This window comes from Cellulomonas pasadenensis (assembly GCF_047229365.1).
Taxonomy (GTDB): Bacteria; Actinomycetota; Actinomycetes; order Actinomycetales; family Cellulomonadaceae; genus Cellulomonas.
In genome coordinates, this window is the sequence record NZ_JBFTEP010000067.1 from 1 (window position 1) to 20,429 (window position 20,429).

The following is a 20,429-nucleotide window of genomic DNA, read 5'->3' on the forward strand; positions in this document are numbered from 1 at the left end:
GGCCGCACGAGCCCCCGCGCCGGCGGCCGCCCCGGAGCCGGGCGGCACGGTCACGTGGACGGTCCAGCCGGCGAGCGCCGAGGGCCCCGACGGCCGCATCTCGCTGCGGCACGTGCTCGACCCGGGCGCGTCGGTCGAGGACCACGTCACCGTCACCAACTTCAGCGACCGCGCCGCCACGTTCGTCGTCTCCGCCGGCGACGGCACCGTCACCGACGGCGGTGACTTCGACGTGCTGCCCGGCGACGGCCCGCCGCAGGACGGCGGGGCGTGGGTGCGCCTGACCGCCCCGGAGGGCGTGCCGGCCGACGCGGCCGGGCGCCTCACGGTGACGCTCGGGCCCACGGCCTCCGTCACGCTCCCCCTGACCATCACCGTCCCCGCCGACGCGCGCCCCGGCGACCACCCCGCGGGGGTCGTGGCGGAGCTCGTCGACGACGGCGCGGGCGTGCGGCTCGAGGCACGCGTCGGCACGCGCCTGCACCTGCGCGTCACGGGCGACGTCACGGCCGGCGTCGTCGCCGACGACGTGCGCGCCCGGTGGGAGCCGTCGTGGAACCCGTTCGCGCCCGGCACCGTGCACCTGTCCTACGTCGTGCGCAACGAGGGTGACGTGCGGCTGGGCGCGCGGTCCGCGGTGCGGGTCTCGGGGCCGTTCGGGGCGGGCGCGGCGACGCGGACGTCGGAGGTGCGGGAGGTGCTGCCGGGCCGGTCGGCGGCCGTCGAGACGTCGGTGCCGCTGTGGCCGCTGCTGCGGGCGTCGGGACGCGTGACCGTGACGCCGCTGGTCGTCGGCGAGGACGTCGTCGACGTCCCGCTCGCGGACCGCTCCGTGGCGCTCGGCGTGTGGACGCCGCCGTGGGCGCAGCTGCTGCTCGTCCTCGTCGTCGCCGGTGCGGTGCTGCTCGCCGTGCGGCTGCGCCGGCGGTCCGCGCGACGCGTGCAGGAGCAGATCGACGCCGCCCTCGCGGCGGCGGGCGTGGTGCGCGGGCCGGCACCCGGCGCAGATGCCGACGCCGCCACGGCCGCGAGGTCCGGGGACTGACCGGTCGTGCGGCCCGCGTCGTTGCACGTGGAACACCGGGCGTACCGGACACCGCGTCGGCTCAGCCGCGGGGCAGGTCCTTCACCACGCGCGCCGGGTTGCCCGCGACGACGACGTCCGGCGGCACGTCCCGCGTCACCACGGACCCCGCGCCGACGACCGACCGCGCGCCGATCGTCACGCCCGGGCAGACGACGACGCTGCCGCCGAGCCACGCGCCGTCCTCGATGGTGATGGGGTCGACCCGCTCCCAGCCCTGCGGCCGCAGCGCCGGGTCGAGCACGTGCGTCGGCGTGTACAGACGCACGCTCGGGCCGATGAGCACGTCGGCGCCGATGCGGATCTCGCCGCCGCCGAGGGTGAGGAAGTCCGCGTTGATGAAGGTGCGGTCGCCCACGTGCAGGCGGTGGCCGTAGTCGAGGTAGAACGGCGGCCGGAAGTCCACGCCCTCGCCGACCGTGCCGAGCAGGTCGCGGAACATCGCCTGCGCCGCGGCGCGGTCCTCGTCGTAGAGGGCGGTGATGCGGCGGCACGTGGCCTGCGTCGACGTCGTCAGGTCCGCCAGCTCCGGCCCGTACCGGTAGCGGTACCAGTCGCCCGCGACCATCTTGTCGTACTCGGAGCGGGCGTCCGCGAGCGCGGTCGCGAGGTCGAGGTCCATGTCAGCGCCTTCCGGGTGGGTCGGCGGTCGAGTCTGTCACCCCGACGGGCCGCGCCCGGGGGTCGTCGGTCCCGCCGGTGCGGCGTCACGGCCGTCGAGGTGTTCAGATGGGGACATGGAATTCCGCTACCTCGGCAACTCCGGGCTCAAGATCTCGGAGATCACGTACGGCAACTGGCTCACGCACGGCTCGCAGGTCGAGAACGAGACCGCGACCCAGTGCGTCCGCGCGGCGCTGGACGCCGGCATCTCGACGTTCGACACCGCGGACGTCTACGCGAACACGAAGGCCGAGTCGGTGCTCGGCGAGGCGCTCAAGGGCGAGCGGCGTGAGTCGCTCGAGATCTTCACGAAGGTCTACTGGCCCACCGGCCCGCAGGGCAAGAACGACGTGGGCCTGTCCCGCAAGCACATCATGGAGTCGATCAACGGCTCGCTGCAGCGGCTGCAGACCGACTACGTCGACCTGTACCAGGCGCACCGGTACGACACGGAGACGCCGCTCGAGGAGACGATGCAGGCGTTCGCCGACGTCGTCCGGCAGGGCAAGGCGCTGTACATCGGCGTCTCGGAGTGGACCGCGCAGCAGCTGCGCGCGGGTCACGCCCTCGCCAAGGAGCTCGGCATCCAGCTCATCTCGAGCCAGCCGCAGTACTCCATGCTGTGGCGCGTCATCGAGGACGAGGTCGTGCCGGCGTCGCGCGAGCTCGGCGTCTCGCAGATCGTCTGGTCGCCCGTCGCCCAGGGCGTGCTCACCGGCAAGTACAAGCCGGGCCAGCAGCCGCCGGAGGGCTCGCGCGCCACGGACGAGAAGGGCGGCGCGAACATGATCAAGCGGTTCATGAACGACGACGTCCTCACGCGCGTGCAGGCGCTCCAGCCGGTGGCGGACGAGCTCGGCCTGTCGATGGCGCAGCTCGCCGTCGCGTGGGTGCTGCAGAACGACAACGTCGCGGCCGCGCTCATCGGCGCCTCGCGCCCCGAGCAGGTGCACGAGAACGTCAAGGCCGCGGGCGTGCGCATCCCGGACGAGGTCATGACGCGCATCGACGAGGTGCTCGGCGACGTCGTCGAGCGCGACGCGGGCAAGACGGCGGAGACGTCGCCCCAGAAGCGCCCGGTCTGACGCACGACCGCACGCACCCGACGCCCGGTGGCCGCACGGCCGCCGGGCGTCGGCGCGTCCGGACGCGGTCGCGGGAACCGTGCGAGGTCGTGGGAACGGTGCGACGTCGCGGGAACCGTGCGAGGTCGCGGGTTGCAGCCCGCGACCCCGCAGGGAACCCGCTACCTCGCGGCGGCCGCCGGCGTCGCACCCACCTTTGCCGCCAGGGACATGGCGTCGAAGGGGGCGCGGACCTTCACGTCGTTGTCGAAGTAGACGTGGACGTCGCGGGGGCGGTCCGGCGCCGGCGGTGACACGCGGGGACCGTCCGGGGGCGGTGCGCCCGTCGACCAGGCGCGGACCTTCGCCGCCCAGCGGTCGAGCGACGCGTCGTCGTAGCCGGAGACGTACAGCTCGGTGTCGCCGTGCAGCCGCACGTAGACGACGTCGCTGGTGAGGTCCTCGAGGTGCGGCCAGCGGCCGGCCGTGTCCGCGACGACGAGGCCGATGTCGTGCGCGCGCAGCAGCTCGGGGAACGCGTCCGTGCGGAAGGTGTCGTGCCGCACCTCGAGGACGTGCCGCAGCGGGCGGTCGTCGTCAGTCACCGTGAGCGCCCGTTCCTCCGGGACCTTGTCGTCGTGCCCCTCGGCGAGCCGCGCCGCGGCGGCGGTCGAGCGCGGCAGCAGGTCGAAGAACCGGGCGAGCCGGTCGGCGTCGAACCCGAGGTTCGGCGGCAGCTGCCACAGCACCGGCCCGAGCCGGTCGCCGAGCGCCAGCACGCCCGACGCGAAGAAGTTCGCCAGCGGCGTCTCCACGCCGGCGAGCTTCTTCATGTGCGTGACGAAGCGCGGGCCCTTGACGGAGAACACGAACCCGTCGGGGGTGTCGGCGCGCCACGACCGGTAGCTGTCCGGCCGCTGCAACGAGTAGAACGACCCGTTGATCTCGATCGACGACAGCTGCTGCGCCGCGTGCTCGAGCTCGCGCCGCTGCGCGAGTCCCGGTGGGTAGAACTCGCCGCGCCAGGGCGCGTACCGCCAGCCGGAGATGCCGATGCGCACGTCCCCGCTGGTCATGGCGGCGACTCTAGGAGGAGCCCCGGGCGGGCGCCCGCCCAGGGGAGCGGCGGGCGGGTCCCGGTCCGACCCGCCGCTCCCTGGGGCCGCCGTCTCCCCGTCAGGCGGCCTCGCACGACACGGTGGCCCCCGCCCCCGTGCCGGTGCCCTGGAACCCGAAGGTCGCGCTCTGCCCGGCCTGCAGCGTCCCGTTCCACTCCGCGTTCGCGACGGTCACCGTGCCGGTCGTGCCGGTGCTGCGGCCGTTCCACGCGTGCGTCAGGGCCGCACCGCCCGGCAGGGTCAGGCGGACGCGCCAGCCGTTCACCGCCGTGCCGGCGCTGACCCGGACGTCCGCGACGAAGCCACCGCCCCACTGGTTCGCGACCGTGTACGTCGCGGTGCAGGCGGACGGTCCGGCTGTCGGGATGGGCGTCGGGGTCCTGGTCGGGGTGGGCGTCGGCGTCGGCGTGACCGTCGGCGTCGGCGTCGGGGTCGGCGTGGGCGTCGGGTCCGTGCCGAGCGTCAGGTTCTTGCGCTGGACCTGCCACCCGCGGCTGCACAGGGGGCAGTCGGTGCCGGCGAACGTGCGGCCCGCCTGCTGGTCGCCCTTGAGCTGCCACCGGAACCACTGCTGCGCGACGTAGCCGAACTGGCCGCCGTTCGTCTCGTGGTACGTGCCACCGTGCCCCACGTTCAGGTTGCCCATGAACGCCGGCAGGCCGGCGGGCAGCTTGTTCCAGTCGTCCATGGCGTTCGGGTACGCGACGTCGCCGGAGCCCCCGATGACGTACACGATCGGGTCGTTCAGCCGGCGCAGCTGGTAGTCGTCGGCGTCGTTGAGCAGGCCGCTGCTGAAGATGCCCACGGTGGTGACGCGCGGGTCGTTCGCCACCGCGTACGCCTCGAGGCCGCCGCACGAGAATCCGGCGACGCCGACCTCGCTCGTGTCGACCCGGCCGCGCAGCGGGCTGCCGGCGTCGGTGTTCTGCGCGAACGCCCAGTCGATCGACTGCGTCAGCATCGCGGACGTCGAGCTGCCCCCGCCGCCGGGGTTGCCGTTCGCGATGACGAGGAACCCGTACGACGCGATCTCCTTGAGGAAGTTCTGCGCCGACGTGCCGTCCGCCGAGCAGGCTCCGTTGCCCCAGACGACCACGGGGAGGCGCTCGGTCGGCAGGTTCACCGGCCGGTAGATCGTGTGGTTCGGGAGGCTGGACGACGTCGAGTAGTCGGCCGGGTAGGGGCCGGACCCGCCGGGCGCGGCGACGGCGGGCGTCAGCGCGGCGGCGCCGACGAGGGCGCCGAGGGACAGCGCGGCGGCGAGGGCGGCGCGGGTGAGGGTGCGTCTCATGTCGCGAGCTCCGTGGTGGTGGCCCGGGCGGGCGTCGGGGTCGGGGACGACGGGCGGCACGGCGTCGCCACGGGCACGGGACGGGCGACGTCGACCACCTGTACACAAACCGTCGCGGCAGTCGCGCGATGTGTCCATACGCAGGTCGCCGGCGCGCGCTCCCGAATCGTTTCCGTGCGCGCGTGCCCGTCGGCACGGCCGGTCAGGCCGGCGGGTCGACCCTCCGCGGCGGCTCGGTGGGGTCGTCGCCGGCGACGAAGTACGTCACCCACGCCGTGGCGTCCGGCCACGCCGGCGTCAGCACCTCGACCAGGCGCTCCCGCGCGGGCGCGCCGAGCGCCGTGTGGACCTCGAGGAGCAGGCGGCGGGCGTCGTCGCGCGGCCAGGAGGCCGGGAGCAGGTGCGCCGGCAGGTCGGGGTCCGCCAGCACCAGCCGGCGCCACGCGTCCATGAGCACCGTCCGCGCCACGAGGGCCTCGGCAGGGCCGACGCTCCCCCGCCGCACCGTCTCGCGCAGCGGCGCGTGCGCGTCGACGAACGCCCGGTACGCCGCCGCGAGCCCGTCGACGTCGTAGGCAGCCAGCGGTCCGTGCGGCCCCTGCTCGTCGTCGAACCGGACCCGCAGCACCGACCACCGGGCGCCCGCGACCGGGTCGAGCAGCTCCGCGAGGGCACCGCGCACCGCGGCCGGGTCCGGGTCGGGCCCGATCCACACGCTGTCGTACAGCCGCACGAGGCCGAGCGCGCCGAGCGTCCGGCGCACCGCGTGCCGCTGCGGCTGGCGGGCCTCGGGCAGCGAGTACGACACCGCGAGCCACTCGCCGTCGCCGGCGCGCGGCACCGCCCCGAAGGCGAGGAACCGGTGCATGGTCGACCGGTGCCGCGCGATCGCGCCGGCCGTCAGGTGGTAGGTGGGCGCACGACCGGCGCCGTCGCGCACGGCGACCAGGCCGCGCCGCGCGAGCCGGGAGAGCGCCGCCCGGGCGCTGCCCGCCGTGATGCCGAGCTCGCCGAGCACGGCGACCACCGCCGCCGCCGGGAACGCCGCCTCGCCGGAGTCCAGGTACTCCCCCAGCACGGTCGCGAGCATGTGCTGCGGGTTCGGGCCCGCCTGCGCGCGCGGCGCGTCGACGTCGTCGTGCGCTTCCACGCGGCCAACGTAGCGGCGCGGCGACGGGTGCCGACGCGCGTCAACCCCTACCGGCGGGCGAGCACGGGCTCGTGGCATGTCGGCCGGTGTGTCGCGACGCGGGCGGACCCCTTCCCGCGGGCGTACGCACACCGGGCGTACGCGGGGCGTACGACCGCAGGAGAAGGCCCGGTCCCGCGGCGACGCGCCGTGGTCGACACGCCGGGCGGAGCGCGCACCGCATCCGGTGGGGTGCCGAGCGGGGTGCCGGCCGTGCGCCGGCGGCCGCCGCCAGGCGTACGGCTGCCGGATGTCACGCGTACGGCGGCCGGACGTCAGGCGTACGGCGGCTGGATGACCGTCGCGTCGCTGGTCGCGCCGGCCGCGCGCGCGGCCTCGACCGTCGCCTCGACGTCAGTGAGCGCACCCTCGACGAGCAGCGGCTGCCCCTGCTCCGTCTCGCCCGACCAGCGGACGGCCGCGTGCGGCGGCGGGCGGAACGTGACGCCCGGCGGCAGGTGGACGACCGCCGCGGCGCGCACGCCCAGGTCGTCGGCGCGGCGCACCTGGACCGAGCGCACCTGCGGGAGGCGCTCGAGCGTGCGGGCCAGCAGGCGGGCGCGGCGGTCCCCCGCGCGGAACGTGACGACGACCAGGCCCGCGTCGTCGCGCAGGTCCCCCGTCGACATCGAGTCCACGTTGACGCCCCGCGTGGAGAACACGCCCGCGAGCGCGGAGATGCTGCCGGTGCGGTGCTCGGCGCGGACCCAGCCGACCCACCGGGTGTCGTCGTCGGTCATCGGTGCACCTCCGGTGCGGTGGCGGTGGCGGCGGTGGCGTCCGCCCGGGTGGCGGCGCCCGACGTCCACGGCGCGGATCCCGCCGCGACGGCCGCGGCCGCCTGCGCCATGCGCGCGTCCTCGTCGTCGGGGAGCGGGTCCAGCAGCACGTGCCCCCACCCCTCCGGCCCGAGGACGACCGGCACGCCGAGCACCCCGTGCACCGGCGCGCCGCCGACCGTCACCTCCCCGGCGAGCGCCACCTGACCGGCCACGACGATGTCGCGCCCGTCGAGGACCGTCTCGAGCAGGTCGATGGTGGCCGACGCGGTGCCGGTGGCCGTCTTCGCGCCGGACTGGTGCGTCATCCACGGGCGCGCCAGGGCGCGCAGGTCCGGCGGCCACGTGTCGATGAGGGCGAACGCGTCGGCGATGTCCGTGGCCGCGAGCGCGAGCAGGTCCTGCTTGGCCTGCGCGACCTCCGCCGGGAACGTCGCGAGCGTCCGCCCGCCGCGCAGCCGTGCGACGGCCCGCTGCCGCTCGGCGAGGTCGAGGCCGCTGATGCGGACCGTCGACCACAGCGGGACGGCGTCGTCGCCGTGCTGGCCGCCGACGAACCCGCCGACCCGGTGCCGCCGCACGCCGAGCTGCACGGCGATCTCCCGGCGGAACCGCAGCGTGTCCAGCCACGCGCCCATCCCGATCACGCGGTGCCGTCCCAGCCGCTCCGCCATCACCGCGACGCCGAGCTCCACCGGGTTCGACACCACGACGACGACCTCGCTGCCCGACCCGTGCGCGGCGAGCGCGTCGGCGTACGCACCGAAGACGGCCGCGTTCTCGGCGGCCAGCTCGGCCCGGCTCGGCGGCACCCCGTCGCTGCGCGGCGGCACCGTGCGCCCGGCGGCCACGACGACCACGTCGGCCACCACGTCCGCGGGGTCGAGCGCGACGTCGAGCACCGGTGCGTGCTCGTCGTAGGCGTCGACCAGGTCCGCACGCAGGCCGTGCACCGCGCGCCCCGACGACCCGCCGGGCCGCCCGACGAGCTGCAGCCGCGACGTCGTCGGCAGCACCTGCCGCTCCACGAGCTGCGTGCACACCTGCCGCCCGACGTCCCCCGTCGCCCCGAGCACCGCCACGTCCATGCGGCCGAGGCTACGGGCGCGACGTCACGAGGAGGTTGCGGGGCGCCCCCTGCGGGTCAGGGCGGCGGCGTCGCCTGCGGCCGGCTCGCCCGCGGGCCCGTCGGGGCGGCCTGCCACCGGGCGGGATGCTCCTCGAGGTAGGCGGCGCGCCGGGCGAGGACCGCCTCGACGAACGCGCGCTGCCGGCCCGGGTCCGGGACGTCGACCCCACCCGGCAGGTCGCGTTCGCTCCAGGCACGCAGCACGCCCGCGTTGGCGCAGGCGAGCGTGTCGGACGCGCCCGTCGGCACGCCGACGTCGACGACCGGCTTGCCGTTGGAGATGTGCCGCTTCTGCCGGTCGCGCCAGCACACCCACCGCGCACCCGGCACCTGCGTCGTCATCACGTCACCGACGTACACGCCGACCTGCTCCCACAGCAGCAGGAGCCACCCCGGGGCCGGGTACGCCAGGCCCGGACGCCACCGGTAGTCCGGGTTCGTGGGCGGCATCCAGGCGGGCCGGTAGTCGACGTCGGGTGGGGCCGGCCTGTCGAGGACCTGCGCGATGAACCACCGGTTCACCGCGTCGAGGCTCTCGACGGACCGGTCGAGGTCGGGACCACCGGTCGCCGCCACCCGCTCCGCGAGCTCGCGCCGACGGTCCGGCACCACGACGGCGAACGCCTCGAAGGCCGCGTCCGCCTCCTCCCACGAGGTGGCGTTGTGGATGTACACCGCGCTCACGCCGACGACGCGCCGCGGCGCACCCGGTCCGCCGCAGCGAGCGCCGCACCGGCGAGCGGCAGCCCGACCGCCGTCGCCGGCACGCGCAGCCACGGGCTCGCGAGCCGCCGCTGCCACCGCAGGGCAGGCAGCGCCTCACGCACGGCCGCCGGTGCGTACGCCGCCATCGCGCGGCCGTACGACGCGAGCGCGGCGGCGAGGGCAGCGGCGGACGGTGCCGTCCCCACGGCCGCGAGGGCGTCGGCGAGGGCCGCCGCGTCCCGGACGGCGGTCGCGGCGCCCTCGCCGGCGGTCGGCGGCATCGGGTGGATCGCGTCGCCGAGCAGCGTGACGCGCCCCGACGTGGGCGGCGGCACGGACGACGACGGCAGCACGAACGGGAACGACGCGACCGTGCCCGGGTCGCTCGCGTCGACGAACCGCCGGTAGCCGCGGTCCCACGCCGCGAGGGCGTGCCGCGCCTCGGCGAGCAGCTCGTCGGTCGTCATGTCGGCGGGGTCCGCGGTGAACCGGTCGACGCGGTTGCCGACCGACCACACGACGTACGGCCCCTCGGGACGGGCACCGGGGACGTCGGCGGCTCCGGGCGCCGGCCGGTGCAGGGCGAGGAACACGCCGTGACCCCCGGGGCCGACGGCGAGCGCCAGCCCGTGGTGCAGCGCGTCGGGGACGCGCACGCGCGCCCCCGGGTACAGCGGCGCCGTCCCGCCGATCGCGACGACGCCCGTGGACCGCGACGGCGGGCGGCCGAGCAGGCCGTGCGCGACGCGCGAGCGGGTGCCGTCCGCCCCGACGAGCAGGTCGACGTGGCCGCGCGAGCCGTCGGCGAGGTGCACCTCGACGCGGTCGGGGTGCTCCGCGTACCCGGTGACGCGCGTCCCCCACCGCACGGGGAGCCCGTCCGCGAGCACCGCCCGCAGCGGGCGGCGCCCGATCAGCAGCCGCTCCTCCGGCGGCAGGGGGATGCGCAGCCGGGTGCGGCCGTGGTGGTCGAGGACCGACAGGCGCGCGAACGTCCCGGGCGGCGCGGCCGTGGCCCGCACCGCGGCGAGCGTGGCGCTCGGGACGGTGCGGACGAGCGCGTCGAGCGCGACCTGCGGCAGGTGCAGCCGGTACCCGGCGGTGTCCTCGGCCGCCGCGTCGCGCTCCCACACCGTCACGTCGTGCCCCTGCGCCGCGAGCGCGTGCGCGAGCGTCACGCCGCCGATGCCGGCGCCGGCGATCCCGACGCGCATGCCGCCCCCTCGTCGTGCGTCGTCCTGCTCAGAAGTCGAACAGGTCCTCGAGCCAGGAGTCCTTCTTCTTCTTGCGCCGCGGGTCGTAGCCCGGCGTGCCGTAGCCGGGGGCGGCGCGGCGCGGGTCGCGGCGGTCGTCGTCGTAGCCGCGGCCGTAGTCGCGCTCGTACCCGCGCTCGGGACGGCCGCCGTCGTAGCGGCGGTCGTCGTAGCCGGGGGGCGGACCGGGGGTCTGCACGCCCGGGACGGCGCGCGGGTCGACGGCCGGCGCGGCGGGGCCGGCGGCGCGGTCGAGGATCTTGTCGAGCTCGCCGCGGTCGAGCCAGATGCCCCGGCACACGGGGCAGTAGTCGATCTCGACGCCCTGGCGCTCCGCCATCACGAGCTGGGCCTGGTCCACGGGGCACTGCATGACGGGCTCCTGTCGGGTCGGCTGCGGACGAACCTACGCCAACCGGGGCGGCGCGGTCCCGTGCTCCGGCGGGCGCGCGCGGGCGCGCCTCGTGCCGAGCGGGTGCGCCGACGCCCGCGCCGACGGACCCTGGTGCCAGCCGCGCCGCCCGCCCGACCCGTGAGGAGCCACCATGCGCCGTCGTCCTGCCGTCCGCACCGCCGTCCCCGCCGCCGTCCTGCTCGCCGCCGTGACCGCGCTCGGAGCGTGCAGCGACGGCGACTCGTACGCCGTCCGCGACGCGCAGCCGTGCCCGGTCGCCGAGCAGCTCGGCACGTCGCTCGACCTGCTCACCGAGACGTTCACGGACGACTCCACCCCCGGGGACGTCGCCGAGGCGCGCGCACGGGTCGAGGGCGCGCAGGACCGGATCGACGACGCGGCCGAGGAGATCGCGCCGCAGGAGGCCGACGCGCTCGAGGACGCCTGGGAGCGCCTCGACGAGCAGCTCGCCGGGCTGGAGGGGCGGTCCGTCGCCGGCTCCGCGGACGCGCTGACCGCCGCCGCCGACGAGGTCGCGACGGCCCGTGACCAGCTCGCGGAGGCGCTGTCCTGCTGACGCGCCACCCCGCGGCGGGGTCCCTGCGCACGGCGGGCTAGGGTCGCAGGACCCGAACCGGAGGGATCGGCATGCGCAAGCGCACCCGTGTCGTCGCGGTCGTCGTCGTGGCCGCGATGCTCGCGTCGACGGTGCTGGCGGCGATCGGCATGGTGCTGCGGCGCCCTGTCGTGAGCATCCCGGGCGACGTCCCCGGCGACGGCCCCCTGGCGGTGTTCGTCGAGGGCGACGGCGCCGGGGCGAGCGCCTGCGCCGACGACCCGGCCGTCGCGGACAGCTGGACGACGCTGAGCATGCCGTCGACGGCCAGCACGTTCGTCCTCGTCGCCGACGCGGGGCGCGCGGACCTCGAGCGCGTCGCGGCGTGCGTGCTGGCGGGCGTCGGCGACCGCGGCACGGTGACGGTCGGGCGCGTCAGCGAGGACGTCGGCGTCGGGGTCTGACGGGCCGGCCGGCCGTCGACGACGTCACAGCCGCCGCTGCCACTCCACGACCCGGTCCGCGGCCTCCGCGACGACCTCCGGCGCCGACGCGAACGACAGCCGCACCCAGCCGCCACCACCGACGGGGTCGAAGTCGCTGCCGGGGGTGAGCGCGACGCCGGCCTCGTCGAGCAGGCGCGCGCAGTACGTCACCGCGTCCAGGCCCGTCGTCGACACGTCCCCGTACAGGTAGAACGCGCCGTCGGCCGGCGCGACCGGGTCCCAGCCGAGGTCGGGCAGGCGGTCGAGCAGCAGGCGGCGGCTCGTCGCGTAGCGCTCCACGTTGGCGCGCGCCGCGGCCATGCCCTCGTCGCTGAACGCGGCGACGCCCGCGTGCTGCGCGAGCGCCGGCGGGCACAGCGCGACGTTGCCCGCGAGCGCGTCGACGGGGGCCACGAGGTCGTCGGGCAGGACGAGCCAGCCGAGCCGCCAGCCGGTCATCGCCCAGTACTTGCTGAACGAGTTGACGACGACGGCGCCCGTGTCGAGGTACTGCGCGGCGGTGGCGGTCGCGGGCGTCGTCCCGGACGCGTCCGGGTACGTGATGCCGTGGTAGATCTCGTCGCTGACCAGGCGCACGCCGTGCTCGCCGCACCAGGCCGCGAGCGCGGCGAGCTCGTCCGGCTCGATCATCGTGCCCGTCGGGTTCGCGGGGCTGGCGACGACCAGGCCGTCGACGGGCCGGTCGAGCGCCTCGAGCTGCGCGACCGTCGGCTGGTACCGCTGCTCCGGCCCGCACGACAGGTCGACGACCTCGATCCCCAGCGCCGTGAGGATGTTCGCGTACGCCGGGTAGCCGGGCCGCGCCAGCGCGACGCGGTCGCCCACGTCGAACGCCGCGAGGAACGCGAGCATGAACCCGCCCGACGAGCCGGTCGCGACGGCGACGCGCGACGGGTCGACGTCCACCCCGTACGTGGCGGCGTAGTGCGCGGCGATCGCGGCGCGCAGGCCGGGCGCGCCCAGCGACTCCGTGTACCCGAGGTCGCCCGTGGTGAGCAGGTCGACCGCGCGCTGCCGGACGACGTCCGACGCGCCGGTCGACGGCTCGCCCGCGCAGAGGTTGAGCACGTGCTCGCCGGCGGCGCGGCGGCGGTTCGCCGCGGCGAGGATGTCCATGACGGCGAACGGCGGCACGTGCGCACGGCGGGCGACCTTCATGCCGCCATCCTCCCGCGCACGGGGCCGGTCAGGCGCGGTCGCGGGCGGCGAGCCCCGCGCGCACGTGGTCGACGATGCCGTCGGCCGCGGCCTCGATCTCCGCGAGCGTCTGCTCGAACGCCGCGTCCGGCCCGTACCAGGGGTCGTCGACGTCCAGCAGGTCCTCGCGCTGCCCGGGGTCGGCGGGCGCCGCCGGGTCGAACGTGCGGAGCATGCGGATGCGGTCGAGCACGGCCGGGTCGTCCCCGGCGAGGCGGCGCAGCGCGCGGGCGTGCGCCGCGGTCATGGGCAGCAGCAGGTCGCGCGCGACCAGGTCGCTCGGCCGGACCTGCCGGGCGCGGTGCCCGTCGCCGGCCGGGTAGCCGTGGGCCCGCAGCACGGTGCGCGCGCGGCGGTCCACGGGGTTGCCGTGCTCCTCGTCGCTGATGCCGGTCGAGTCGACCTCGACGACGTCGCCGAGCCCTGCCTCCTCCAGCTTGGTGCGCAGCACCACCTCGGCCATCGGCGAGCGGCAGATGTTGCCCGTGCACACGGTCATGACGCGGTAGGGGATGTCCACGACCCCCATCCTCGCCGACCGGCACGACGAACCCCCCGCCACCCGGTCCCGCGCGCCCGTCCACCCGCCGGCCGGCGCGCCCGTCCGGCCGCCCCACCCTCCGTCGAGTGCGGCACCTGCCACCGACTGCGCCTGGTGCACCACCCGCGCTCGGTGCGACGTGCCGCACTCGGCGGGAAGGGAACGGGAGGTGGACGGGACGGTGGGTCGACGGGAGGCGGTGGCTCGACGGCGGGTGAGGTCGGCCACGTCCGACCTCACCCGGGTGAGTGACTGACGGGCGGGTGCGTGCGGGGGTTACAGTCCTGCTCCCAACCCGGTCGTGCCCGTGCACCGACGTCGTGTGGTGGCACCATCCGCACTGACCGGGAGACCTCCCATGTCGCTCACGGCCGAGCCCGTCGCACCCCGCCCGTCCCGCGTCCCCGCCGACGTCGTCGCACCCGCGATGCCGGTCCCGCCGCCCCCCGCCGACGACCTCGTGCTCGCCGGTGACGCGCCCGCCGCCGTCGTCGCCCCGGCGTCCGGTCCCGTCGCCGCCACGCCCCGGACGTCGCCCGAGCACGACGCGCCGACCGAGCCGCTGCCCCTGCCCGGCCCGGCGTGGGGCGCACCCGAGGCGCAGCTCGCCCTCGCCGAGGCCCGGCTCGCGCTGCCGTTCCCCGTGCCCGCCGCGACGGTGGTCAGCGCGCTCACGACCGTCGTGCTCCGCGCCGGCGACCTCGCCGTCAAGGTGTACCCGCCGGGCACCGACCCGGCGCACCTCGCCCGGCTCGCGACCGCTCTGGCCGGGTCCGCGAGCGCGCTGCTGCCCGTCGCGCCACCCGTCATGACGTCCTACGGCGTGGTCGTCGCGTCGCCGTGGCTCACCGCCGGTGCGCCCGTCGGCTGGGGCGGGACGGGCGCGCTGCTGCGTGCCTTCCACGCCGAGCACGCCGACGCCGACGTGCCGGTGTGGGAGCCGCTGCGCCGCGTCGTCGCGGTCGCCCCGGACCTCCCGGACGCCGCGGCGGCCGTGCTGCTCGACGCCCGCGCCGCGCTCCTCGACGCCGTCGCGGGCCTGCGCTCACCCCTGGGCCTCGGCGTCGTGCACGGCGACGTCTCCCCCGCCAACGTGCTGACCGGCCCCGCCGGCCCGGTGCTCATCGACCTCGACTTCGCCGCCCGGGCACCGCTCGAGTACGACCTGTCCAGCGCCGCGCGCCGCGCCGACGCGGGCGAGCTGCCCGCCGACGAGTACCTCGCGTTCTGCCGGGCCTACGGCGCCGACGTGCGCGGGTGGGACGGGCGCGCGGTGCTCGACGCTGTCGCGCAGCTCGGCGGCGTGGCGTTCCGCGTCTGGGACGACCGGCGCGCGGGCCGGCCGCTCGACTGGCTGGACGACGCGGTCGCGCGCTGGCGCACGCCGCTCTGAGGCGTCGTCAGCGCGGCGCCGGGAGCGTCCGCAGCCACGCCGCGAACGCCTCGTTGTTGACGGTGCGGCGTCGGCGTGCCTGCACGTGCGCCATCGCCTCGGCGCCGGTCAGGTTCAGCACCTCGCGCACCACCAGCGACGCCATGAGCCCGGACCGGTTGCGCCCGAACGTGCAGTGCACGAGCACGCGGTACCCGTCGGCGATCAGCCCCGCGACCAGCGCCGCGAGCCGCAGCGTCACCGCCGGGTCCGGCAGGTCGTCGCCGTCGACGAGCGGCGACTTCAGGTAGACGAGCCCCTCGATGTCGGCGGCGGGCGCCACCGCGTCCGGGTCCGCGAGGTCGACCACCGCGCCGATGCCGGTCGCGCGCACCCAGTCGAAGTCGACCGGGCACCCGCCCTGCCACAGCTGCCCGGGCAGCAGCTCGGTCGGCGGGTCCGCCGGGTCGACACCCGGCAGCTCGACCGGGTCGGTCGTCAGGTTGAGGGTGGGGGCGCTCACGCGCCTCACGCTAACCACGCCCGCCGACGACGGCGCGTCGAGCACCGGTCGCAGGGATGAACGCCCGGCGGCCCGCACCGCTGCGCCACACCGCCGGCGGTCTCGCCGCGAACGGGCTCCGGTGTGCGGTTGCCGCTCTCGGAGCGGGAACCGGAGCCCGTTCGCGGTGCGACGGCCGCTCGGGCGAGGGCGGTGGGCGTCCGTGCACGGCCGCCGTCCGTGACGGGAGCGGGCCGGGGTCAGGGCGGCTCGTCGGTGCGGGGCGTGCGCCGGCGTCGGTGGCGGCGGGGAGGATGGGGGCGTGGACGGGCGGGGTGATCGGGCGCAGCGGCTGGTCGCGGCCGTGCGCATGCGGGACGCCGCCACGGTCATGCACCTCGACGCGGACGCGTTCTTCGCGGCCGTCGAGCAGCGCGACAAGCCGTCGCTGCGCGGCAAGCCGGTGCTCGTCGGGGGCGTCGGCGGGCGCGGCGTCGTGTCGACGGCGTCGTACGAGGCCCGGCGGGACGGCGCACGGTCGGCGATGCCCATGGCGCGGGCGCGTCGGCTGAGCCCGGCGGCGGCGGTGCTGACGCCCCGGTTCGCCGCGTACTCGGCGTACTCGGCCGTGATCATGGGCGTGCTGCGCGAGCTGACGCCCGGCGTGGAGCCGCTGTCGATCGACGAGGCGTTCGCGGACCTCGCGCAGGCGGAGGGCGGCGCACCCGAGCCGGAGGAGGCGGCGGCCCGCGTGCAGGCCCGCGTCGCGGAGCTGACGGGCCTGACCGTCTCGGTCGGCGTCGGCCGCTCCAAGCTCGTCGCGAAGATCGCGTCCGACCTGCGCAAGCCCGCGGGCGTGGTGGTGGTGCGCCCGGAGGTCGAGGACGACGTCCTGCTGCCGCTCGAGGTGCGCGTCATCCCCGGCGTCGGGCCGGCGACGGCCGGCGCGCTCGAGCGGCTCGGCGTGCGCACGGTCGCGGACCTGCGCCGTCAGCCCCTCGACACGCTGACGATGACGCTCGGCGAGGCCGGCGGTACGCACCTGTTCCTCATGGCGCGGGGCCTCGACGACCGGCCCGTCGTGGTGTCCACCGAGCGCAAGTCCGCCGGTGCCGAGCGCACGTTCGCGCACGACCTGTTCGGGCGCGAGGTCGTGCTCGCGGCGGTCGAGGACGTCGTCGACGAGGCGCTGCAGCGGCTCGAGCGCCACGGCGGTGCGGCGCGCACGGTGGTCGCCAAGGTGCGGTACGGCGACTTCTCGACGGTGACGCGCTCCGTAACGTTCTCGCACCCGACGGCGTCCGCGGCGGACCTGCGCGACGCCGCGCGCCGCGCCACGCTCGCGGCGGGCATCGACACCCCGGTGCGGCTGCTCGGCGTCTCGTTCCACAACCTCGCGCCGCACGCGCAGCTCGCGCTCGACCTGCACGGCGACCTCGAGCCGCGGGGCGACGACGCCGCGCCGGCCGCCGCGACGCCGGACCTCCTCGACGGGCTCGACGACGCCCCCGACGGTGCGGAGCGCGACGACCCGGCGGACGGCAGCCCGACGGAGGACGCGACGACCGACGGCAGCCGGCCGCACGACCACCCGCCGGACGCCGTCCCGGCCGCGCCCGCGCCGCGGCTCCTCGACGTCACGAACGCACGCCCGGGCCTGGACGTCGAGCACGCCACCCTCGGGCGCGGCTGGGTGGTGCACGTGCGGGACCGCGAGGCGACCGTGCGGTTCGAGACGGCGACGACGCCGCCGGCGCGCTCGCGCGTGCTCGACCTCGACGCCGACCCGCTCGCGCTGGTGGAGCCGGTGGGCGTGACGCCCCCGGACGCCGTGCCGACCGAGCTGCGCGGGACGCCGGCGTGAGGGCGACCCGGGTCGCGGCCGCCGTGGCGGCCGTCGTCCTGCTCGCGGGCTGCGGGACCAGCGCACCCGACGTCACTCCCGACGTGGCCTCCGACGCCGCCCCCGACGTCCCGCCGGACGTCACCCTCCCCCCGCCCGGTGCGCCGTTCGAGTACCAGCTCGGCGGCGCCGACGCCCCGGACGCGGCGACGCAGGTCGTCGTCCGCGACGCCACCGCGCCCCCGGCCGGCCGGTACGACGTCTGCTACGTCAACGGCTTCCAGAGCCAGCCGGGCGACACGGACCGCCTGCTGCGCGCGACGCCGGAGCTCGTGCTGCACGACGACGGCGTCCCGGTGCGCGACCCCGCGTGGCCGGACGAGGTCCTGCTGGACGTGTCGACGCCCGCGCTGCGCGACCGGCTCGCCGCCGAGCTGATCGGGCCGCTGGTCGACCGCTGCGCCGCTGCGGGGTACGACGCCGTCGAGGTCGACAACCTCGACTCGTGGACGCGCGCGCACGGGCTGCTCGACGACGACGACGCGGTCGCCTTCACCGCCCTCCTCGTCGAGCGCGCGCACGCCCGCGGCCTCGCGTACGCGCAGAAGAACGCCGTCGACGTGACCGCGCGCGTGCGCGCCGCCGGCGCCGACCTCGTCGTCGCGGAGGACTGCGCCCGCTGGGACGAGTGCGCCGCCTACGCCGACGCGTACCCCGTGGTGCTCGACGTGGAGTACGACGCCGACGCGTTCGCCGCGGTGTGCGCGACGCAGCGCGACCCGACGACGGCGCTGCCCGGCCTGTCGGTCGTGCTGCGCGACCTCGACGTGCTGCCGCGGGGCGCCGACGACGCCGTCCACGGGACCTGCTGACGCGCGCTCAGGCCCCGGCGCCGGCGGGCTTGCGCGCACGCACCACCGCGCCGTGCATCCCGTCGGCGACCGCGTGCGTCGGCTCGACCCGCACGTCGACGAACCCCGCCGCGACCAGGCCGTCGACGTACTCCGACACCGACAGCGCCCCCGCGACGCACCCCACGTGGCTGCCGCGAGCCGCGCGGTCGGCGGGCGTGAGACGGTCCTCGGCGACGACATCGGAGATGCCGAGGCGCCCGCCGGGCACGAGCACGCGGTACGCCTCCGCGAGCACGGCTGACTTGTCGGGCGCGAGGTTGACGACGCAGTTGGAGACGACGACGTCGACGCTCGCGTCGGGCAGCGGGAGGTCCTCGATGGTGCCGCGGTGGAACGCCACGTTCGTGGCGCCGGCCTCGGCGGCGTTGCGGCGGGCGAGGTCGAGCATCTCCTCGGTCATGTCGACGCCGTGCACGAACCCGGTGGGCCCGACGCGGCGGGCGGACAGCAGCACGTCGATGCCGCCGCCGGACCCGAGGTCGAGCACGCGGTCGCCGGGTCGCAGGTCCGCGACCGAGGTCGGGTCCCCGCAGCCGAGGCTCGCGCGGACGGCGGCGCGGGGCAGGCCGGTCAGCTCGGTGGCGTCGTAGAGCGCTGCGCCGAAGACCGTGCCGCCGGTGGCGGTGGCGCCGCCCGGGGCGGTGGCTGCGTCGGCGCCGCACGTGCCGCCGCAGCAGCCGTCCTGCGCACCGGCGTCGGCCTCGTCGTCCTGCGCCGCGACGGTCGCCGCCTGCGCGTAGCGCCGCCGCACGAGCTCGTGCACGTCGTCCGTGGCGGGCGTCGCGGGGCTGGTCGGGATGGTCATGTCTCCTCCACTCATCGATGGATGTCTATGAGTGGACTCTGGCGCAACGCATCGACAGACGTCAATAGGTCGTGCCACGATGTCCCCGTGCCGACCGCCCTGCCCCTCGCCGCCACCGACGCGTGCTGCGGCACCGCCGCACCCGGCCTCGACGCCGGCGCCGCCCGCGACGCCGCGCGCACGTTCAAGGCCCTGGGCGACCCGACCCGCGTGCGCCTGCTCTCGCTGATCGCGGCGCAGGAGACGGGCGAGGCGTGCGTCTGCGACCTCACCGGCCCCGTCGGGCTGTCGCAGCCGACCGTGTCCCACCACATGGCCACGCTCGCCGAGGCCGGCCTCGTGACCCGTGAGCAGCGCGGCCGGTGGGCGTACTTCCGCGTCGCGCCGGGCGCGCACGACCTCGTCGCCGGCGCCCTCGCCGCGACGCTCGGAACCACCGGAGGAGCCCGATGACCACGCGCACGCCGTCCGTCCTGTTCGTCTGCGTGCACAACGCGGGCCGCTCCCAGATGGCCGCGGGGTTCGTGCGCGCGCTCTCGGGCGGCGCCGTCGAGGTCCGGTCCGCCGGGTCCCTGCCGGCGGAGCGGGTCAACCCCGTCGCCGTCGAGGCGATGCGCGAGGTCGGCGTCGACCTGGCCGGCGAGCAGCCGAAGGTGCTGACCGCCGAGGCGGTGGAGGCGTCGGACGTCGTCGTGACGATGGGCTGCGGCGACGTCTGCCCGTTCTACCCGGGCGTCCGGTACGAGGACTGGGTGCTCGACGACCCCGCGGGCCAGGGCATCGACGCGGTGCGGCCCATCCGGGACGCGATCCGCGCGCGCGTCGTCGCGCTGCTGGCGTCGCTGGAGGTGCCGGTCCGCACGCCCTGACGGCGACGGGGCGACGGGCGCGCCGACGCACATGCGTCGTCGGGCGCCGCACGGGACCCGCTCCTGCGGGCGTACGCACCGCGTGCGCACGGCGGACGTACGGCGGACGTACGGCCGCGAGGACGGTCCCGCCCCCGCCTCGACGCGCGCGACCCGTCAGGCCGGCCGCTCGGCCGGGTCCGGTGCCGCGGTCACGGCGCCCACCAGCGCGGCGACCACCGCGGCGGCCCCCGCGTCCCGCTCCGCGCGCGGCAGCGACCGCAGCGGGCCCAGCGCGGCGAGCGTCGCGTACCCGTGCACGCCGGACCAGCAGGTCAGCGCGGCGCCCTCCACCGCGTCGGCCGCGAGCCGCCCCTCACCGACGAGCCGCGCGAGCGCGTCCTGCAGCTGGTGGTACGGCGACCGCCCGCCGGCGCCGGCCGCGGCCGGGTCGTCGACCTCGGCCATGTCGTCCATGGCGAACAGCGCGACCTCGAACAGCCCCGGCTCGTCGAGCGCGAAGCGCACGTACCCCTCCCCCACGGCCCGCAGCGCCGCGGCGCCGTCGGTCGCGGCCGCGACGCCGGCGGCGGCGCGGTCTCGTATACACATCTGACGCAGCCGACGATGCAATGAATGTGTAGATCTAGGTGGTCGACGTATAAGGAAAAAAGGG

23 protein-coding genes are annotated in these 20,429 nt (G+C 76.8%); 9 read left to right on the forward strand and 14 right to left on the reverse strand.

Annotated features, from left to right (window positions below):
* On the forward strand, positions 1–1,045 hold a 1,045-nt coding region (locus AB6N23_RS10815; RefSeq protein WP_412866076.1), incomplete at its 5' end, for a hypothetical protein.
* A 61-nt stretch (positions 1,046–1,106) separates the two neighbouring features.
* On the opposite strand, the gene AB6N23_RS10820 is transcribed toward AB6N23_RS10815, so the two are convergent.
* Entirely contained in the window at positions 1,107–1,706 is a 600-nt protein-coding gene (locus AB6N23_RS10820; protein ID WP_412866077.1) for a sugar O-acetyltransferase, read from the reverse strand.
* A gap of 115 nt (positions 1,707–1,821) precedes the next feature.
* Between AB6N23_RS10820 and AB6N23_RS10825 the strand changes: the two genes are divergently transcribed.
* The gene (locus AB6N23_RS10825) at positions 1,822–2,832 is read left to right on the forward strand and encodes an aldo/keto reductase family protein (RefSeq protein ID WP_412866078.1); all 1,011 of its coding nucleotides are present in this window, start codon (positions 1,822–1,824) and stop codon (positions 2,830–2,832) included.
* A 161-nt stretch (positions 2,833–2,993) separates the two neighbouring features.
* Here the strand turns inward: AB6N23_RS10825 and AB6N23_RS10830 are convergent, their stop codons facing one another.
* From AB6N23_RS10830 to AB6N23_RS10865, 8 genes are all read right to left on the reverse strand, one after another.
* Entirely contained in the window at positions 2,994–3,887 is an 894-nt protein-coding gene (locus tag AB6N23_RS10830) for a DUF72 domain-containing protein (RefSeq protein ID WP_412866079.1), read from the reverse strand.
* A 100-nt stretch (positions 3,888–3,987) separates the two neighbouring features.
* Positions 3,988–5,220 (reverse strand): cellulose binding domain-containing protein, encoded by a 1,233-nt coding sequence (locus AB6N23_RS10835; protein WP_412866080.1) that lies wholly within the window; start codon positions 5,218–5,220, stop codon positions 3,988–3,990.
* Positions 5,221–5,422: 202 nt separating this feature from the next.
* On the reverse strand, positions 5,423–6,370 hold the full coding sequence (locus AB6N23_RS10840) for a PaaX family transcriptional regulator (RefSeq protein ID WP_412866081.1): 948 nt from the start codon (positions 6,368–6,370) through the stop codon (positions 5,423–5,425).
* Positions 6,371–6,684: 314 nt separating this feature from the next.
* The gene (locus AB6N23_RS10845; protein ID WP_412866082.1) at positions 6,685–7,149 is read right to left on the reverse strand and encodes an ACT domain-containing protein; all 465 of its coding nucleotides are present in this window, start codon (positions 7,147–7,149) and stop codon (positions 6,685–6,687) included.
* Positions 7,146–8,276: a lactate/malate family dehydrogenase gene (locus AB6N23_RS10850; RefSeq protein WP_412866083.1), complete on the reverse strand. Its 1,131-nt coding sequence runs from the start codon at positions 8,274–8,276 to the stop codon at positions 7,146–7,148. The genes AB6N23_RS10845 and AB6N23_RS10850 overlap by 4 nt, the downstream gene beginning before the upstream one ends.
* A gap of 56 nt (positions 8,277–8,332) precedes the next feature.
* The gene (locus tag AB6N23_RS10855; protein WP_412866084.1) at positions 8,333–9,001 is read right to left on the reverse strand and encodes a hypothetical protein; all 669 of its coding nucleotides are present in this window, start codon (positions 8,999–9,001) and stop codon (positions 8,333–8,335) included.
* A complete protein-coding gene (locus AB6N23_RS10860) occupies positions 8,998–10,236 on the reverse strand; it encodes an FAD-dependent monooxygenase (protein ID WP_412866085.1) in 1,239 nt (412 codons plus the stop codon). Before AB6N23_RS10860 ends, AB6N23_RS10855 begins: the two co-directional genes overlap by 4 nt.
* A gap of 28 nt (positions 10,237–10,264) precedes the next feature.
* Positions 10,265–10,648, reverse strand: a complete 384-nt coding sequence (locus tag AB6N23_RS10865) for a TFIIB-type zinc ribbon-containing protein (RefSeq protein ID WP_412866086.1) — start codon at positions 10,646–10,648, stop codon at positions 10,265–10,267.
* A gap of 172 nt (positions 10,649–10,820) precedes the next feature.
* Between AB6N23_RS10865 and AB6N23_RS10870 the strand changes: the two genes are divergently transcribed.
* Together AB6N23_RS10870 and AB6N23_RS10875 are read left to right on the forward strand one after the other, a co-directional pair.
* On the forward strand, positions 10,821–11,246 hold the full coding sequence (locus AB6N23_RS10870) for a hypothetical protein (protein ID WP_412866087.1): 426 nt from the start codon (positions 10,821–10,823) through the stop codon (positions 11,244–11,246).
* 71 nt (positions 11,247–11,317) lie between these two features.
* On the forward strand, positions 11,318–11,689 hold the full coding sequence (locus AB6N23_RS10875; RefSeq protein ID WP_412866088.1) for a hypothetical protein: 372 nt from the start codon (positions 11,318–11,320) through the stop codon (positions 11,687–11,689).
* A 24-nt stretch (positions 11,690–11,713) separates the two neighbouring features.
* Here the strand turns inward: AB6N23_RS10875 and AB6N23_RS10880 are convergent, their stop codons facing one another.
* Together AB6N23_RS10880 and AB6N23_RS10885 are read right to left on the reverse strand one after the other, a co-directional pair.
* A complete protein-coding gene (locus tag AB6N23_RS10880; protein ID WP_412866089.1) occupies positions 11,714–12,889 on the reverse strand; it encodes an aminotransferase class I/II-fold pyridoxal phosphate-dependent enzyme in 1,176 nt (391 codons plus the stop codon).
* Between the two features lie 28 nt (positions 12,890–12,917).
* On the reverse strand, positions 12,918–13,457 hold the full coding sequence (locus AB6N23_RS10885; RefSeq protein WP_412866090.1) for a low molecular weight protein-tyrosine-phosphatase: 540 nt from the start codon (positions 13,455–13,457) through the stop codon (positions 12,918–12,920).
* 370 nt (positions 13,458–13,827) lie between these two features.
* Between AB6N23_RS10885 and AB6N23_RS10890 the strand changes: the two genes are divergently transcribed.
* Positions 13,828–14,862 (forward strand): aminoglycoside phosphotransferase/kinase family protein, encoded by a 1,035-nt coding sequence (locus AB6N23_RS10890; protein ID WP_412866091.1) that lies wholly within the window; start codon positions 13,828–13,830, stop codon positions 14,860–14,862.
* A gap of 7 nt (positions 14,863–14,869) precedes the next feature.
* Here the strand turns inward: AB6N23_RS10890 and AB6N23_RS10895 are convergent, their stop codons facing one another.
* A complete protein-coding gene (locus AB6N23_RS10895; RefSeq protein WP_412866092.1) occupies positions 14,870–15,364 on the reverse strand; it encodes a protein-tyrosine phosphatase family protein in 495 nt (164 codons plus the stop codon).
* A 301-nt stretch (positions 15,365–15,665) separates the two neighbouring features.
* Between AB6N23_RS10895 and AB6N23_RS10900 the strand changes: the two genes are divergently transcribed.
* Both AB6N23_RS10900 and AB6N23_RS10905 read left to right on the forward strand, forming a co-directional pair.
* Positions 15,666–17,207, forward strand: coding sequence for a DNA polymerase IV (locus AB6N23_RS10900; protein ID WP_412866093.1), 1,542 nt, complete (start codon positions 15,666–15,668; stop codon positions 17,205–17,207).
* Entirely contained in the window at positions 17,204–18,058 is an 855-nt protein-coding gene (locus tag AB6N23_RS10905; protein WP_412866094.1) for an endo alpha-1,4 polygalactosaminidase, read from the forward strand. The genes AB6N23_RS10900 and AB6N23_RS10905 overlap by 4 nt, the downstream gene beginning before the upstream one ends.
* A 7-nt stretch (positions 18,059–18,065) precedes the next feature.
* Here the strand turns inward: AB6N23_RS10905 and arsM are convergent, their stop codons facing one another.
* Entirely contained in the window at positions 18,066–18,905 is an 840-nt protein-coding gene (gene arsM / locus AB6N23_RS10910) for an arsenite methyltransferase (protein WP_412866095.1), read from the reverse strand.
* 87 nt (positions 18,906–18,992) lie between these two features.
* Between arsM and AB6N23_RS10915 the strand changes: the two genes are divergently transcribed.
* Together AB6N23_RS10915 and AB6N23_RS10920 are read left to right on the forward strand one after the other, a co-directional pair.
* Complete coding sequence (locus tag AB6N23_RS10915) at positions 18,993–19,358, forward strand: ArsR/SmtB family transcription factor (RefSeq protein WP_412866096.1); 366 nt, start codon at positions 18,993–18,995, stop codon at positions 19,356–19,358.
* Complete coding sequence (locus tag AB6N23_RS10920; protein ID WP_412866097.1) at positions 19,355–19,774, forward strand: arsenate reductase ArsC; 420 nt, start codon at positions 19,355–19,357, stop codon at positions 19,772–19,774. Before AB6N23_RS10915 ends, AB6N23_RS10920 begins: the two co-directional genes overlap by 4 nt.
* A gap of 156 nt (positions 19,775–19,930) precedes the next feature.
* Here the strand turns inward: AB6N23_RS10920 and AB6N23_RS10925 are convergent.
* Positions 19,931–20,429 (reverse strand): TetR-like C-terminal domain-containing protein (locus tag AB6N23_RS10925; protein WP_412866098.1); only part of this gene is annotated, 499 nt, incomplete at its 5' end.

Coding starts and splice junctions, on each gene's coding strand:
- AB6N23_RS10890 (WP_412866091.1), top strand. CDS start 13,828: ATGTCGCTCACGGCCGAGCCCGTCGCACCCCGCCCGTCCCGCGTCCCC.
- AB6N23_RS10820 (WP_412866077.1), bottom strand. CDS start 1,706: ATGGACCTCGACCTCGCGACCGCGCTCGCGGACGCCCGCTCCGAGTAC.
- AB6N23_RS10825 (WP_412866078.1), top strand. CDS start 1,822: ATGGAATTCCGCTACCTCGGCAACTCCGGGCTCAAGATCTCGGAGATC.
- AB6N23_RS10830 (WP_412866079.1), bottom strand. CDS start 3,887: ATGACCAGCGGGGACGTGCGCATCGGCATCTCCGGCTGGCGGTACGCG.
- AB6N23_RS10920 (WP_412866097.1), top strand. CDS start 19,355: ATGACCACGCGCACGCCGTCCGTCCTGTTCGTCTGCGTGCACAACGCG.
- AB6N23_RS10845 (WP_412866082.1), bottom strand. CDS start 7,149: ATGACCGACGACGACACCCGGTGGGTCGGCTGGGTCCGCGCCGAGCAC.
- AB6N23_RS10835 (WP_412866080.1), bottom strand. CDS start 5,220: ATGAGACGCACCCTCACCCGCGCCGCCCTCGCCGCCGCGCTGTCCCTC.
- AB6N23_RS10885 (WP_412866090.1), bottom strand. CDS start 13,457: ATGGGGGTCGTGGACATCCCCTACCGCGTCATGACCGTGTGCACGGGC.
- AB6N23_RS10870 (WP_412866087.1), top strand. CDS start 10,821: ATGCGCCGTCGTCCTGCCGTCCGCACCGCCGTCCCCGCCGCCGTCCTG.
- AB6N23_RS10875 (WP_412866088.1), top strand. CDS start 11,318: ATGCGCAAGCGCACCCGTGTCGTCGCGGTCGTCGTCGTGGCCGCGATG.
- AB6N23_RS10880 (WP_412866089.1), bottom strand. CDS start 12,889: ATGAAGGTCGCCCGCCGTGCGCACGTGCCGCCGTTCGCCGTCATGGAC.
- AB6N23_RS10850 (WP_412866083.1), bottom strand. CDS start 8,276: ATGGACGTGGCGGTGCTCGGGGCGACGGGGGACGTCGGGCGGCAGGTG.
- AB6N23_RS10860 (WP_412866085.1), bottom strand. CDS start 10,236: ATGCGCGTCGGGATCGCCGGCGCCGGCATCGGCGGCGTGACGCTCGCG.
- arsM (WP_412866095.1), bottom strand. CDS start 18,905: ATGACCATCCCGACCAGCCCCGCGACGCCCGCCACGGACGACGTGCAC.
- AB6N23_RS10865 (WP_412866086.1), bottom strand. CDS start 10,648: ATGCAGTGCCCCGTGGACCAGGCCCAGCTCGTGATGGCGGAGCGCCAG.